Below are 13,456 nucleotides of genomic sequence, written 5' to 3' on the forward strand. Positions count from 1 at the left end.
GAACGCAACCGCGCGACCGCATCAATTGCCGCCGCGGTCCGCGTCGCTTGCACGCGGTTTGTTGAATGGCCCATCGGCGACGTCCGTTTGCTGTATGTTGACACCTGGGCAATAACCACATAAAGATATCCTTATCTCTTGATTTTGATGATCCTGGCTGCGAGCGGCAGCCTTCGTGCGGGGGAGGCGAAATGGACGAATTGCTGCAAGGCCTGCGGGCCGTCGCCGAACCGACGCGGCTGCGTATTCTCGGCCTTTGTGCACATGGAGAACTGACCGTCAGCGACCTCACCCACATCCTGGGGCAAAGCCAGCCGCGAGTGTCGCGCCACCTGAAGCTCATGGTCGACGCCGGCTTGCTCGAGCGGTTCCAGGAAGGGCAGTACGCCTTCTACCGCATCTCGGAAAAGGGCTGTTCCGGCAGTCTGGCGGGCACCCTGGTCGATCTGCTGCCCGACAACGACGCGGCGCACACGCTGGACCTGGAACGTCTGGAGCAGGTGAAGCAGGCGCGCGCGAAGAAGGCGGAGGCGTACTTCCGCAAGAACGCCGCGCAGTGGGACGAGATCCGCAAGCTCTATGTCGACGATGCGGAGGTGGAGGCCGCGCTGCGCCGTCTGGTGCCGGAGGACGGGCTCGGCGAACTGCTGGACATCGGCACCGGCACCGGCCGGATGATCGAGGTCTTCGCCGACCGCTACACCCGCGCGGTGGGAATCGACAGCTCGCGCGAGATGCTTGGTGTGGCGCGGACGCGGCTGGATCGTTTCGGCGTGCGGAACTGGCAGGTCCGCCAGGCCGATATGTACGCGCTGCCGCTGCCGTCGGCATCGTTCGACACCGTGACCGTGCACATGGTCCTGCACTATGCGGAGCAGCCCGAAAGGGTGATCGCCGAGGCGTCGCGGGTTCTGCGCCCTGGCGGCCGTCTGGTCATCATCGACTTCGCGCCGCACCATTCCGAGGTGCTGCGCCACGAACACGCCCACCGGCGTCTTGGTTTCTCCGACGACGAGGTGGACCGCTGGTTCCGCGCTGCCGGCCTGGCGCCTTCCTCGACGGTGCGGCTTCCGGGCCGCTCACTCACCGTTTGTCTCTGGTGCGGGCGCAGAGCCGCGAACGACGCCGCCGCTGCCGCCCCTTCTCAAACCGAAAGGAGCGCCCCATGAACGCGCCCATTCACCTCAGCTTCGAATTCTTCCCGCCCGCCGACCAGGCCGGCGAGGACCGACTGTGGGATACGATCCAGAAGCTGTCCCCGCTGACGCCGGAGTTCCTGTCGGTCACCTACGGGGCTGGCGGAACGACGCAGGAGCGCACGAACCGGGTGGTGCGCCGCATCACGACGGAGACGCCGAACGTCGCGGCCGCGCACCTGACCTGCGTCGGCGCAAGCCAGGAGGAGATCGCCGAACTGGCCCGCGGCTGGTGGGACGCCGGCGTGCGCAGCATCGTCGCGCTGCGTGGCGATCCGCCGCGCGGGGCGGGAACCTACAGGCCGCACCCCGGCGGCTACGCGAACGCCGCCGAGTTGGTCGCGGGCCTGAAGCAGGTTGCCGATTTCGACATTTCCGTGGCCGCGTATCCAGAGATGCATCCCGACTCACCCTCGCTGGAAGCGGATCTCGACAATCTGAAGGCCAAGGTCGACAACGGCGCCAACCGCGCCATCACGCAGTACTTCTTCGAGCCGGAGATGTTCCTGCGTTTTCGCGACAACGCGGTGCGTCACGGTATAGACGTACCGCTTATTCCGGGCATCATGCCGGTCTTCAACTTCGCCAAGGTCGCCGCGTTCTCCGAGGATTGCGGGACCAGCATCCCGGCGTGGATGAACGAGACTTTCGCCGGGCTCGACGAGGATCCCGACACGCGCCGCCTGGTTGCCGCCTCAGTTGCCGCGGACCTGTGCCAGCGGCTGCAGGCCGAGGGCGTCGAGCGATTCCACTTCTACACCTTGAACCGGCCCGAGCTGACCTACGCGGTCTGCCGGCTGCTGGGGGTCAAACCACATTTTGAGGAGGCCGCGTAAGGCATGAGCGACATCCTCGCGACAATGAAGGAACGGGTCCTGCTGTGCGATGGCGGCATGGGCTCCACCGTGCAGAACATGGACCTGGACATCGAGAAGGATTACCAGGGCGCCGAGAACTGTACCGAGATTCTGAACGTAACCCGTCCCGACGCGGTGAGGGAGATTCACCGCTCGTTCCTGAAGGCAGGGTCCGACGTCATCCAGACCAACTCCTTCGGCGGATCGCCGATTACCCTGGGTGAGTTCGACCTGTCGGACGAGGCGTTTTCCATCAACTATCTGGCCGCCGAGCTGGCGCTGGAGACCATCGACGAGTTCAAGGACGATGGCCGGCCGCGTTTTGCCATCGGCTCCATCGGTCCGGGCACCAAGCTGCCGACACTGGGCCACATCGACTACGACAGCCTGGAGGAGGGCTTCGCCAAGCAGGCCGAGGGGCTGACGGCGGGCGGGGCGCACGCCATCCTGATCGAGACCTGTCAGGACCCGCTGCAGATCAAGGCCGCCATCAACGGCGCGCGGCGCGGCTTCAAGAAGTCCGGGCGCGAAGTGCCGATCATGGTTCAGGTGACGGTGGAGACGACTGGCACGCTGCTGGTGGGCACCGACATCGCGGCGGCCGGGACCATCGTGCACGCGCTCGGCGTCGATACGCTGGGCCTCAACTGCGCCACCGGCCCCCAGGAGATGGCCGAGCACCTGAAGTGGCTGTCGGAGAACTGGCCGAAGCCCATCACTATCCAGCCGAACGCCGGCTTGCCGGAGCTGAAGGACGGGCAGACCGTCTATCCGCTGTCCCCGCGCGAGCTTGCGGACTGGCTGCGCCGCTTCGTTCAGGAGGACGGCGTCAACATGATCGGCGGCTGCTGCGGCACCGTGCCGGAGCATACGGCCGCGCTGCACCAGATGCTGCAGGAGGTCGCGAAGGAGCAGGGGCAGGAGATCCTGCGTCCGGCACCGGCAACGCGGAACCCGGAGTGGGTGCCGTCGCTGGCCTCCCTCTACACGCCCGTACCACTACGCCAGGAGAAGGCGTACCTGTCGATCGGCGAGCGCTGCAACGCGAACGGCTCGAAGCGGTTCCGCGAGGCGCAGGACCGCGAGGACTGGGACACCTGCATCGATATCGGCAAGGAGCAGCAGCGCGAGGGCAGCCACGCGCTGGATATCTGCACGGCCTTCGTCGGGCGCGACGAGGTTGCCGACATGCACGAGGTGCTGACCCGCATGCGCGGCCAGGTGACGCCGCCGCTGGTGATCGATTCCACCGAGCTGAACGTGCTGGAATCGGCGTTGAAGCTCTACGGGGGCAAGGCGGCGATCAACTCGATCAACTTCGAGGACGGCGAGGAGCCACCGGCCAAGCGCCTGGAGCTTGCCGCGAAGTATGGCGCGGCGATGATCGCACTCACCATCGACGAAGAGGGCATGGCGAAGACGGCCGACCGGAAGGTCGAGGTGGCCAAGCGTCTGCGCGACTTTGCCGTCGCCCGCGGTCTGCCCGAAAGCGACCTGATCTTCGATCCGCTGACCTTTACGATCTGCACCGGTAACAACGAGGACCGGAAGCTGGGTCTGGAAACCCTGGACGCGATCGAGAAGATCGCAAAAGAGCTTCCTCAGTGTCAGATCATCCTGGGCCTCTCCAACATCTCCTTCGGGCTGAACCCGGCGGCGCGCGGCGTGCTGAACTCGGTCTTCCTGCACGAGGCGCTTGAGCGGGGACTGACGGGCGCGATCCTGCACGTCAGCAAGATCCAGCCGCTGCACGCCATTCCCGAGGAGGAGGTGAAGGCGGCGCAGGACCTGATCTACGACCGCCGGGCCGAGGGCTACGACCCGCTGCACGCCTTCATCGACCTGTTCAGGGGCCGCGAAGGCGAGGTCGAGAAGAAGACCGCGCGCTCCGAGAAGGTTGAGGAGCGGCTTGCCCAACGCATCGTCGACGGCGACCGCAAGGGCCTGGATGACGACCTCAACATCGCGCTGGCCGAGTACGAGCCGCTCCACATCATCAACAACTTCCTGCTGGACGGCATGAAGGTGGTGGGCGAGCTGTTCGGCGCCGGCAAGATGCAGCTTCCCTTCGTCCTGCAGGCGGCCGAGACCATGAAGGCGGCGGTCGCCTACCTCGAGCCGTACATGGAGCGTGCCGACGGCCAGGAGAAGGGCACCATCGTCCTCGCCACGGTGAAGGGCGACGTCCACGACATCGGCAAGAACCTGGTGGACATCATCCTTACCAACAACGGCTACAAGGTGGTGAACCTGGGCATCAAGCAGCCCATCGCCGACATCCTGAAGGCCGCCGACGAGCACAAGGCCGACGTGGTCGGCCTCTCCGGCCTGCTCGTGAAGTCCACCGTGATCATGCGCGAGAACCTGGAGGAGATGACCCGCCAGGGCTGGAAGGTGCCGGTGATCCTGGGCGGCGCGGCGCTGACCCGCAGTTACGTGGAGCAGGACTGCCAGCAGGCCTATTCGACCGGCGGCGTCGCCTATGCCCGCGATGCTTTCGACGGCCTGACCTTGATGGACAAGGTCGTCAACGGCGAGTTCGACAGCCACATCAAGGAAAGCGGCAAGGGTCGAAGCGGCAACACCGGCGAGAAGCGCAAGGAGCGCGAGCGCAAGGCCGCGAACGACGCTTACGCCCAGCTCGAACCGGCGGAGCTGCTTGAGCGACGGCGCTCGCTCTACGACGGCGAGCCGGCCCCGGAGCCGCCGTTCTGGGGCTCCACCGTGCTGGCCCGCGTGCCGGCGCAGCAGGTGGTGCCGTACCTGAACGAGCGCATGCTCTATCAGTTCCAGTGGGGCTACCGGAAGCAGGGCCGCAAGCTGGACGAGTACATGTCCTGGGCGAAGACGGAACTGCGGCCGATCCTTCGGCGGATGCTGGATGTCTCCATCCAGCAGGACATCCTGATCCCGCAGGCCTGCTACGGCTACTGGAAGGCTGCTGGCGAAGGCAATGACCTGGTCCTCTTCGAGGAGGACGGCCAGACCGAAGCGACGCGCTTCACGCTGCCGCGCCAGCCGACCAAGGACCGGCGCTGCATCGCCGACTACGTGCGCGACATCTCCGAAGGGCCGGAGAACCGCGATGTGGTGGCCTTGCAGGTTGTGACCATGGGCCAGCGCGCCAGCGAGGTGGCGCGCGAATGGTTCGCCGAGGACCGCTACCAGGATTATCTCTACCTGCACGGTCTAGGCGTGGAGATGGCCGAGGCGATGGCCGAGTACGTGCACAAGCGCATTCGCGCCGAGCTTGGCTTCGCCAGCGAGGATGCGAAGGACATGGACCAGTTGCTGCACCAGGCCTATCGCGGCAGCCGGTACTCCTTCGGCTATCCGGCCTGCCCGAACCTGGAGGACCAGGTACCGCTGCTGGACCTGCTGGGCGCGAACCGGATCGGCGTGGAGCTATCCGACGGCTACCAGCTCCATCCCGAGCAGAGCACTTCCGCTATCGTGCTCTTGAACAAGCACGCGAAGTATTTCGCGATTTAAGCCGAAGCCGACTTCGGTTGGGACAGGAAGCCGGCCGTGCGCTTCACGCGTTCGGCCGGCTTTCGCGCATCTGGGCAAGCGCCCTGGCCAGCGCGCAGAAGTCGGCGACGGCCAGGGTCTCGGCGCGCGCGGTCGGGGTCACGCCGGCGGCCGCTGTCAGGGCGGCCGGATCGACAGCCAGGCTCTTGAGGCTTTGCCGCAGCATCTTGCGGCGCTGCCCGAAGGCGGCGGCTGTCACCTGTTGCAGCGTTTCAGGATCGGCTGGATATGCTGGCTTCGCTCGCGGCACAAGTTGCACCACGCTTGAGTCGATCTTGGGCGGCGGCGTGAAGGCCGATTTCGGTACGTTGAACAGCACGCGCGTTTGACACAGCCACTGCGTCAGGACCGACAGGCGTCCGTAGTCCTTCGTGTTGGGCCGAGCGACCAGGCGATCCGCCACCTCCTTCTGAAACATCAGCGTGAAACCGTCGGCCACGCCGGGGTTCCTCGCAACCTCCAGCAGCCAGTTCACGAGAAGCTGGGTCGAGATATTGTAGGGGAGGTTGGCCACCACGTGACGCGGTGTTCCGCCCAGCGCGTCGAGCCGCAGTTCAAGCGCGTCGGCCTCCACCGTCTCCAGCCGGCCTGGATAGGCGGCGGCCAGCTCTTCCAGCGCGGCGAGGCAGCGGCTGTCCCTCTCCACCGCCAGGACATGCCTCGCGCCGTGCGCCAATAGCGCCCGCGTCAGGCCGCCCGGACCGGGACCGACCTCTACTGTGGTCCCCGCACTCAGATCCCCGGCGGCGCGGGCGATACGGCCAGTGAGGTTGAGGTCGAGCAGGAAATGCTGACCCAGGGAGCGGCGTGCCCGCAGGTCGTGCCGCGCGATGGTCTCGCGCAGGGGCGGCAGGCTGTCGCCGGGTTCAGGCAACGGCTGCCTGCATGGAATGCGCGCGCCCCTCGGCCAGCGCGCGGGCGATCTTCAGCGCCTCGATCAGGCTGGTTGGGTCGGCTTCGCCGGTGCCGGCAATCGCGAAGGCGGTGCCGTGATCGGGCGAGGTGCGGACGAACGGCAGGCCAAGCGTGATGTTGACGCCTCGCGCGAAATCCAGCGTCTTGATCGGGATCAGCGCCTGATCGTGATAGGCGCACAGGGCGGCGTCATAGCGTTCGCGCGCTGCCGCATGGAACATCGTGTCCGCCGACAGGGGACCCTGGATGGAAATGCCCTCGGCCTTGAGGGCGTCGACCGCGGGGGCCATCACCTCGATCTCCTCCCGGCCCATGGCGCCGCCCTCGCCGGCGTGGGGGTTCAGGCCTGCAAGCGCGAGGCGTGGGCTCTTGAGGCGGAAATCGCGCTGCAAGGCGGCGGCCGTCACGCGCCCGGCGTGGATGATTGCCTCTCCCGTCAGTCGTTCCGGGACTTCGCGCAATGGTATGTGGATCGTGATCGGTACCACGCGCAGCACAGGACACGCCAGCATCATGACCGGAACGGGCGCCTCCCCGCCATCGGCGGCAAGTGCGGCCAGGTATTCCGTGTGGCCGGGATGGCGAAAACCGGACTGGTAAAGCACGCTTTTGGCGATGGGGTTGGTGACCAGCGCCGCCGCCTCGCCCGTGCGCACGAGGTCGACGGCACGGTCGACGGCCTGCAGGACGCTGGCGCCGTTCTCCGGGGTGGGGTGGCCCGGCTCGACGTGCACCGGGAAGTGCTGCGCCAGGACGGGCAGGCCCGAGGGGAAGACGTGTTCCGCTTCGCCGGGGCTGTCGATGACCTTGAGCGAAACGTCCCAGCCCAGCCGATGGAGCAAGCCGCCCAGCCGGTCGGGATCGTCCAGCAGCGCGAAGGGTGGAACGCCGTCAGCCTCGCGCGCCCGCCACGCGCCGAAGGCGATCTCCGCGCCGATACCAGCGGGCTCGCCCGGTGTCAGGAGGAGCGGCGCGTCCGGGTTGGGCCGCTCGGCATTGGCGGCGGCAGTCATAGGCGGATGTCGACGTGGGCGGCGCGCCTGAGATCGCGCATGTAGCGTTGTGCCCGCAAGTCCAATTGCTGGCGCGCGAGGTTCTCGCGGATCTGGTCGCGATCGATGCCCGACTGGCTTCGCTCGCACACCATCAGGACAGCGATGCCTGCGTTGACTTCGATGGGCCGCGACGGCGTGTCGATGGGCAGGTCCGCGACGGCGCCCCGGATATTCTCCGGCAGGCTGGAGAGCTTGACCTCGCCAAGGCTGCCCGAGTTGGCGCTACCGGCGGATTTCGCGACGTTGCTCATCGATTCGCAGCTATCCACCTGTCCTGCCAGCTCCTCCGCGCGGGCGCGGGCCTCTTCGATATCCGACGACGCGGCATCGCCCGGCAGCGGCAGGTAGATCTGCTTCAGGTTGACGGTCTCCTCGATGGCCGCGATCTGGCGGGTATCCTCCAGTCGGACGATATAATAGCCGCCGAAGGTGCGAATCGGACCCGCGATCTGGCCGGGTTGCATCTCGTCCAGCGTATTGGCGACCTGATCCGGCAAGCTGCCGGGCGTCAGCCAGCCGAGATCGCCGCCGACGGCCGCCGTCGCGGCCTGCGAGAACTGGCGGGCCAGGGAAGAGAATTCGGCGCCGTTACGAAGCTGCTGAGTAAGCCGCTGGGCCGTGGCCCTGACCTCCTGCTCCTCGTCACCGGCATCGACGGAAAGGAATATCTCGCGCACGCGCAGTCGCCGTTCGCCCTCCTGGGCCATCAGACGCTCCACCACGGAATCGACTTCTTCCGGGCTGATCTGGATCTCCCGGCGGATCTCGCGCGCGATGACCTTTTGCCACAGCAGTTTGGCCCGGATCTGGTTGCGGAAGACCTGCGGCAGGATGCCGTTGCGTCGTAGGACATCCAGGAACTGCCGCGGCGCCATATTGTTCTGTTGGGCGATCCTGGCGATTGCGTTGTCGATCTCGGCATCCTGTGCCTCGATCCCAAGGCGCGCGGCTTCCTGCATCTGCAGGCGCTCGTCGATTATGGACCTGAGGACCTGCGGCGCCAGCCGGTTACGCTGTTCGGCCGAGCCCGATATCCCCGAGGCGGTCATGACCAGCCGGACCCGCATTTCCAGGTCCATGATGGAGATGACCTCGTCGTTCACCAGTGCCGCCGCGCGCAGTGCCTGCTGCGCGGCGGCCGGTGCGGCCAGCCCGACAATGGCCAGCGCGAGAAGCAGGCTGCGGAGCCCGCGCATCATATGCATTCACCCGTTTCCACGATTCATTCTGCCGCGATTCCGCCACGACGGCATTTGCGTTGTCGGACTATAAGCCCTTGGCCCTTCGCTCACAACGCGGCAGGACCTATTGCTCGGCGACGAACTGTCCAAGATGCTTGAATGTGATCGTGACGAAAATCTGGTCGTCGGGCTCGACGTCGCGGTCGCGGAACTCGTCGCGCTGGGCCCGCAGGTCCACGAGGAAGCATTCGTCGTGGTAAACGAGGCCCAGGCGTGTCCGAAGCGTCTGGTTTGTCGTCAAATCGCGCCGCTGGCTTGCGTAAGCCGACCAGTAGCGGGCAAACCGGCTCCTCACCTCTGCATAAATCTCCTCGCGCTGCCCGAACGAGGCGGAATCGGAGTCGGTTTCGTCCTTGAGGAAGGTATAATCGATCCGTGTCTGCAGGCTGGGCGGTCCCGCTCGCATACCGATCTCGCTGCGCTGGGCGGAGAAATTGTCCTCATCCAGGCGGAAGCGGTAACTCAGATCGAGGTATCGTAGCGGCCTGACGTCGACACGTCCGACAATGTCTGAGAAGTCGCCGTCCTCGCCGGCCGAATCCGGAACGGCATCGTCGCTGTTGATCCGGTAGCTCTGGCCCAGGAAAGCGGAGGCATAGGAATAGCCCTCGCCGAAAATCGAGTAGGTCGCGCCATAGTCGATCCGCTGGCCGGAACTGATCCGATCGCGTCCGGGGAAACGGTTGAGACGGAACAGGTTCGTGTCGTCGAATTCGAAGTCCCGGCTGTCCTCGTTCGGAATCTCGCCCGGATTCCCTCCGTTCGGGCCGACGACGAGCTGCACCCGAGGCTCCAACACTTCCCGGCCGAGGAATCCCTGGCGCGCCATCGGGTAGCGGTAGCTGAGCGCGGCCTGCGGGAACAGGCGGCCTTGGAAATCCTCCCCCGCGGCGGACGCGTCGGGCGGGTTGACCGCATCGGTGGTCTCGTCGACGCCATTCGCTGCGTAGACATCGCCGTGGACCACGGTGGTCAGTTCGGTAATGCCGCCCAGGTTATCCGTATACGGCAACGTCCAGCCGACGCTTGAGGAGAGGCGGCGGCTGTCGCGGCCATCAATGCGGGTCAGGCCAAGGGCGCCGGCCTCGGCGAAGAAGCGACCGCCGGCGGTCCCTGGTTTGCCGACATAGCTATAGCGGATTTCCGGCAGCACGATCGGCAGCTCGCGATCCTCGTCCCGGCGCGACTGGCCCTGATAGCTGAAGGTGCGCGCCGAGAAGTAGTTGCTGCCGCGGAAGCCCTCCAGATATGCCTCGCTCCTGAGGAAACGGTCGAACTCGAAGTCGTAGACGCGCAGGTAGGTATCGTCGCTCGTCCGCCGCGCATCGAAGCCCCAGCGCCAGATCCGGTCGATATTGAACTCGCCCTCGACATCCAGGTGACCGCGGAAAACATCGGTCTTGGTTTCCCGCCCCGTCGTCTTGTCGGCGACCGTCGCGCTGCCGGCCAGGGAGTACTGGCCGCCGGTCGTGCGAGCCCGGTACTGGCCCGTCATCACGACACCTTGCTTGGTCGTGTAGATCGGCTCGACCGTGAGGTCGCGCTGCGGCGAGATGGCCCAGTAGTAGGGGATCTGGAACCGGGTCCCCAGTTCGTCCGAGAAGCCGAAAGAGGGGCTGAGGAAGCCGCTCTTGCGCTTCACCGTGGGGTCGGGGTGCTCGAAGTAGGGTGTGTAGATGACCGGGACACCGAACAATTCCATCCGCGCGTTGCGGTACTTCAGCATCTTTTCCTGCTGATCGTGCGTCACCCTCTCGGCCTTGATCTGCCACAGCGGCGCACGCTCAGGGTCCTCCCGGCAGGGTTCGCACGGGCTGAACACGACCTTGCGCATCTGGGTCAGGCGGCCGTCCACGCGCACGGCATTGGCGGCGGCGAGGCGGGAGCGGTCGGTCAGTAGCATCCGGAAGCTGCGAATCGCGCCTTCCCGCAGGTCGCCCGTCACCTCGACATAGTCGGCGAAAATCACTTCGCCCGAGGGTTCCAGCAGGCTGACGTCGCCCTGGGCGGTAATCACATCCGTATCGAGGTTGTAGGTCAGACTGTCGGCCAGCAGGATGCGCTCGCCATGCGCCACCTCCACCTCGCCGCGGGCGGTAACCGTCTGAAGTTCCTTGTCGTAAACGACGTCATCCGCCTGCAATAGCGCGGGGATTTCGCGCGATACCGGCTCTTGCGCCCATGCCACGCGTAGCAGGCTGGCGAATATCGCCAGCACGCACAACAGCCCCCAACGGATTCCCCTGCGATCCCCCCGCATCGTGCCCCGGTCAACCGTCTTCGAGATGAAGCAAGCTCGCAATCCCCAGCATCAAGGTAACCCCCGCCGGTGTCCAGGCCGCGAGAACCACCGGCAGCTTCGAACTCAGCCCCAAGGCGAACACCAGGTTCGAAAGGATGTACAACAGAAAACCGACCAGGACGCCAGAAACAATCATGATCGCGACCTTCCCGCGCCGATGCGGGCGCAGCGAGAACGTGGCCGCAAGCAGGATCATGGCGGCAAGCAGGACGGGTTTCGCAAGCAGCCTGTGGAACTGCAGCTTCTGCGGCTCGGCCGTGAAGCCGGCGTTCTCCAGAAGGTCGATAAAGCCCGGCAGCGCCCAGAACGAAACGGTCTCGGGCGGAGCGAAGCTGTTGTAGATCTTGTCCGCCGTCAGCTCCGTGGGCAGGCGCATTTGCTCGACCGATTCGCCTTCATCGCCGGGCCGGGTTTTCAGCGCATCGTAAAGTTGCCAATGGCCGTCCTGGAGCTTTGCCGTCTGCGCATCGATTCGGCTCGTGAACCTGTCTTCTTCGGCATAGCGGAAGACGATCACGTCGTGCAGGACCATCGTTTCCTGCGATACCCGGCGTGCGTGGATGACGGAAACGCCGTCACCATCCGCCTGGCGCAGCCACAGCCCGTTCTTCGACACCGCCGTTGTCGATCCCGGCTTGCCGGTATACTGCGCTTCGAGCTGCTCGTAGCGGCGCAGCATCACCGAGGCGACCGGATTGATGACCGTCGTCGTGAGTATCCCGATAGCAAGCCCGACCGCGATGATGGGCAGCAGGAACTGCCACACGGAAACCCCGGCCGCGCGCACGACCACCAGCTCGTTCGAGCGTGTCAGGCGCCAGAAGGTCGCCATTGCCGCGAATAGGATTGTGAACGGCATGACCTCCTGGCCAAGATGCGGCAGTTTCAGCAGCGCGAGCTGGACGGTCAACCAAAGCGACACGCCTTCCTTCGTGGCAAGTTGGTCCAGCAATTCCACCGTGCTGACAAGCAGGATGATGCCCAGCAGCACCAGGAGCAGCGAGACGAAGCGGGCCGTGAAGTGCCGGGCGATATAGCCCGACATGGTAAGCGACAGGCGCAGGCTGCGAATTCGCGGCCGTACCGCCACCGCCGAGCGGGCCATCACGCCGCCTCCGCCGTTGCCGCGAGCGGTGGGCTTTCGCCTCGGCGTGACGGCTGGCGAAACAACAGCACGAATGGTACGATCATCGCGGCTCCCAGCAGCACGTACATCGCCGGCCAGACGCTCTCACTGCGCGTCGCCAGGTCCTTAAGCGTAAGCTGGAGCGCCTCCAATGCCGCCACCGCGATCACGGCAACCAGCAGGCGTCGAAGCTGTCCACGGCGACTGAACTCGCCGCCCAGCATCGCGACAAGGCCGATAGCGACGAAGACGATCGTGTAGGCCGGGAAAACAAGCCTGTTGTGGCCCTCGGCAATAAGCTCCGCCCGGTATCGCTGATCGTTGGGGCTGGCGCCTGGCGAAAGCAGGCCGGGCAGGAACCGCTCCTTCGGTTGGCGCCAGCGCGTATGAACCGATTCCCTGAGTTCGCCCACATCCACGGTGTAGCGGTCGAAGTACAGGACCGAAAGACGGCCGGTATCGGGAGAAACCTCCTGCCGGTTGCCGTCGACCAGCACAACCCTGGGGCCTTCCTCGCTTTGCACCAGCGCGCCGCGACTGGCCATCATCGTCACCGGCTTCTCGGCATCGCTGGCGTCATGCACCAGAATACCCCTCAGCTCGCCTTCGGGCCCGCGCTCGCGGACATAGACGGTCATGTCCTCGCCCAGCGTGTTGAACGCGCCCTCCTGCAGCAGGACCGTCGAATAGTCGTTGCGGATCTTGAACTGAAGATCCTTGAAGGCGCGGTAGCTCGCTGGCAGCCCGTAGAGTGACACGAGATAGACAAACGCCGTCACGACGATTGCCAGAAGTATTGCCGGCCGCGCCAACTGCATGTGACTGAGACCGGCCGAACGCAGCACGACAAGCTCGCTCTCGTTTGCAAGCTTGTTGTAGACGAACAGCACGGCGGAGAAGGCCGCAATCGGCAGGACGATACCCAGAAAGCCCGGCAATAGCAGGAGGATGAACAGCAGGAAATCGCTGACCGGCAAACCGCGATTGACGATATAGTCCATGAACCGCAGCGACTGTGACAGCCAGACAGCCAACGTCAGCGCGCCTGTAATGAACAGGGACACGGTAAGAAGCTGGCGAAGTATATATCGCGTGATCGCGCGCATCTTGCGGTGCCGGCGCCGGGATTCCGTCAGTGTCGGGTGGTTCCGGGGCTGTCCCCTTCCACACGTTGGCCGCCCCTCTTAACGGCTTGGCGGCCCGCTCGTCCAGCGAAACCGCGAGCGGCGCTAG

9 protein-coding genes are annotated in these 13,456 nt (G+C 65.5%); 3 read left to right on the forward strand and 6 right to left on the reverse strand.

Features of this window, described 5'->3' with window-relative positions:
* Positions 1-191 precede the first annotated feature (191 nt).
* Genes DRB17_RS07045 through metH form a run of 3 tightly spaced genes read left to right on the forward strand, consistent with a single transcriptional unit; the run spans position 192 to position 5,545 of the window.
* Complete coding sequence (locus DRB17_RS07045) at positions 192-1,169, forward strand: ArsR/SmtB family transcription factor (protein ID WP_114581500.1); 978 nt, start codon at positions 192-194, stop codon at positions 1,167-1,169.
* Entirely contained in the window at positions 1,166-2,032 is an 867-nt protein-coding gene (gene metF / locus DRB17_RS07050; protein ID WP_114581501.1) for a methylenetetrahydrofolate reductase [NAD(P)H], read from the forward strand. The genes DRB17_RS07045 and metF overlap by 4 nt, the downstream gene beginning before the upstream one ends.
* Positions 2,033-2,035: 3 nt before the next feature.
* On the forward strand, positions 2,036-5,545 hold the full coding sequence (metH, locus tag DRB17_RS07055; RefSeq protein ID WP_114581502.1) for a methionine synthase: 3,510 nt from the start codon (positions 2,036-2,038) through the stop codon (positions 5,543-5,545).
* A 43-nt stretch (positions 5,546-5,588) separates the two neighbouring features.
* Here metH and rsmA read toward each other — a convergent pair whose 3' ends face one another.
* The 6 genes from rsmA to lptF form a co-directional block, all read right to left on the reverse strand.
* Complete coding sequence (gene rsmA, locus DRB17_RS07060; RefSeq protein ID WP_114581503.1) at positions 5,589-6,458, reverse strand: 16S rRNA (adenine(1518)-N(6)/adenine(1519)-N(6))-dimethyltransferase RsmA; 870 nt, start codon at positions 6,456-6,458, stop codon at positions 5,589-5,591.
* Positions 6,451-7,512 (reverse strand): 4-hydroxythreonine-4-phosphate dehydrogenase PdxA, encoded by a 1,062-nt coding sequence (pdxA, locus tag DRB17_RS07065; RefSeq protein WP_114581504.1) that lies wholly within the window; start codon positions 7,510-7,512, stop codon positions 6,451-6,453. Before pdxA ends, rsmA begins: the two co-directional genes overlap by 8 nt.
* Positions 7,509-8,759 carry a peptidylprolyl isomerase gene (locus DRB17_RS07070; RefSeq protein ID WP_114581505.1) on the reverse strand — a complete coding sequence of 417 codons (1,251 nt, stop codon included), beginning with the start codon at positions 8,757-8,759 and terminating at the stop codon, positions 7,509-7,511. Before DRB17_RS07070 ends, pdxA begins: the two co-directional genes overlap by 4 nt.
* Positions 8,760-8,859: 100 nt before the next feature.
* Complete coding sequence (locus DRB17_RS07075) at positions 8,860-11,013, reverse strand: LPS-assembly protein LptD (RefSeq protein ID WP_161958732.1); 2,154 nt, start codon at positions 11,011-11,013, stop codon at positions 8,860-8,862.
* Between the two features lie 52 nt (positions 11,014-11,065).
* On the reverse strand, positions 11,066-12,202 hold the full coding sequence (gene lptG / locus DRB17_RS07080; protein ID WP_114581507.1) for an LPS export ABC transporter permease LptG: 1,137 nt from the start codon (positions 12,200-12,202) through the stop codon (positions 11,066-11,068).
* Positions 12,202-13,329: an LPS export ABC transporter permease LptF gene (gene lptF / locus DRB17_RS07085; protein WP_114581508.1), complete on the reverse strand. Its 1,128-nt coding sequence runs from the start codon at positions 13,327-13,329 to the stop codon at positions 12,202-12,204. The genes lptG and lptF overlap by 1 nt, the downstream gene beginning before the upstream one ends.
* Positions 13,330-13,456 lie beyond the last annotated feature (127 nt).

Origin of the sequence: Ferruginivarius sediminum, from assembly GCF_003344765.1 — a bacterium.
Taxonomy (GTDB): Bacteria; Pseudomonadota; Alphaproteobacteria; order Kiloniellales; family Rhodovibrionaceae; genus Ferruginivarius; species Ferruginivarius sediminum.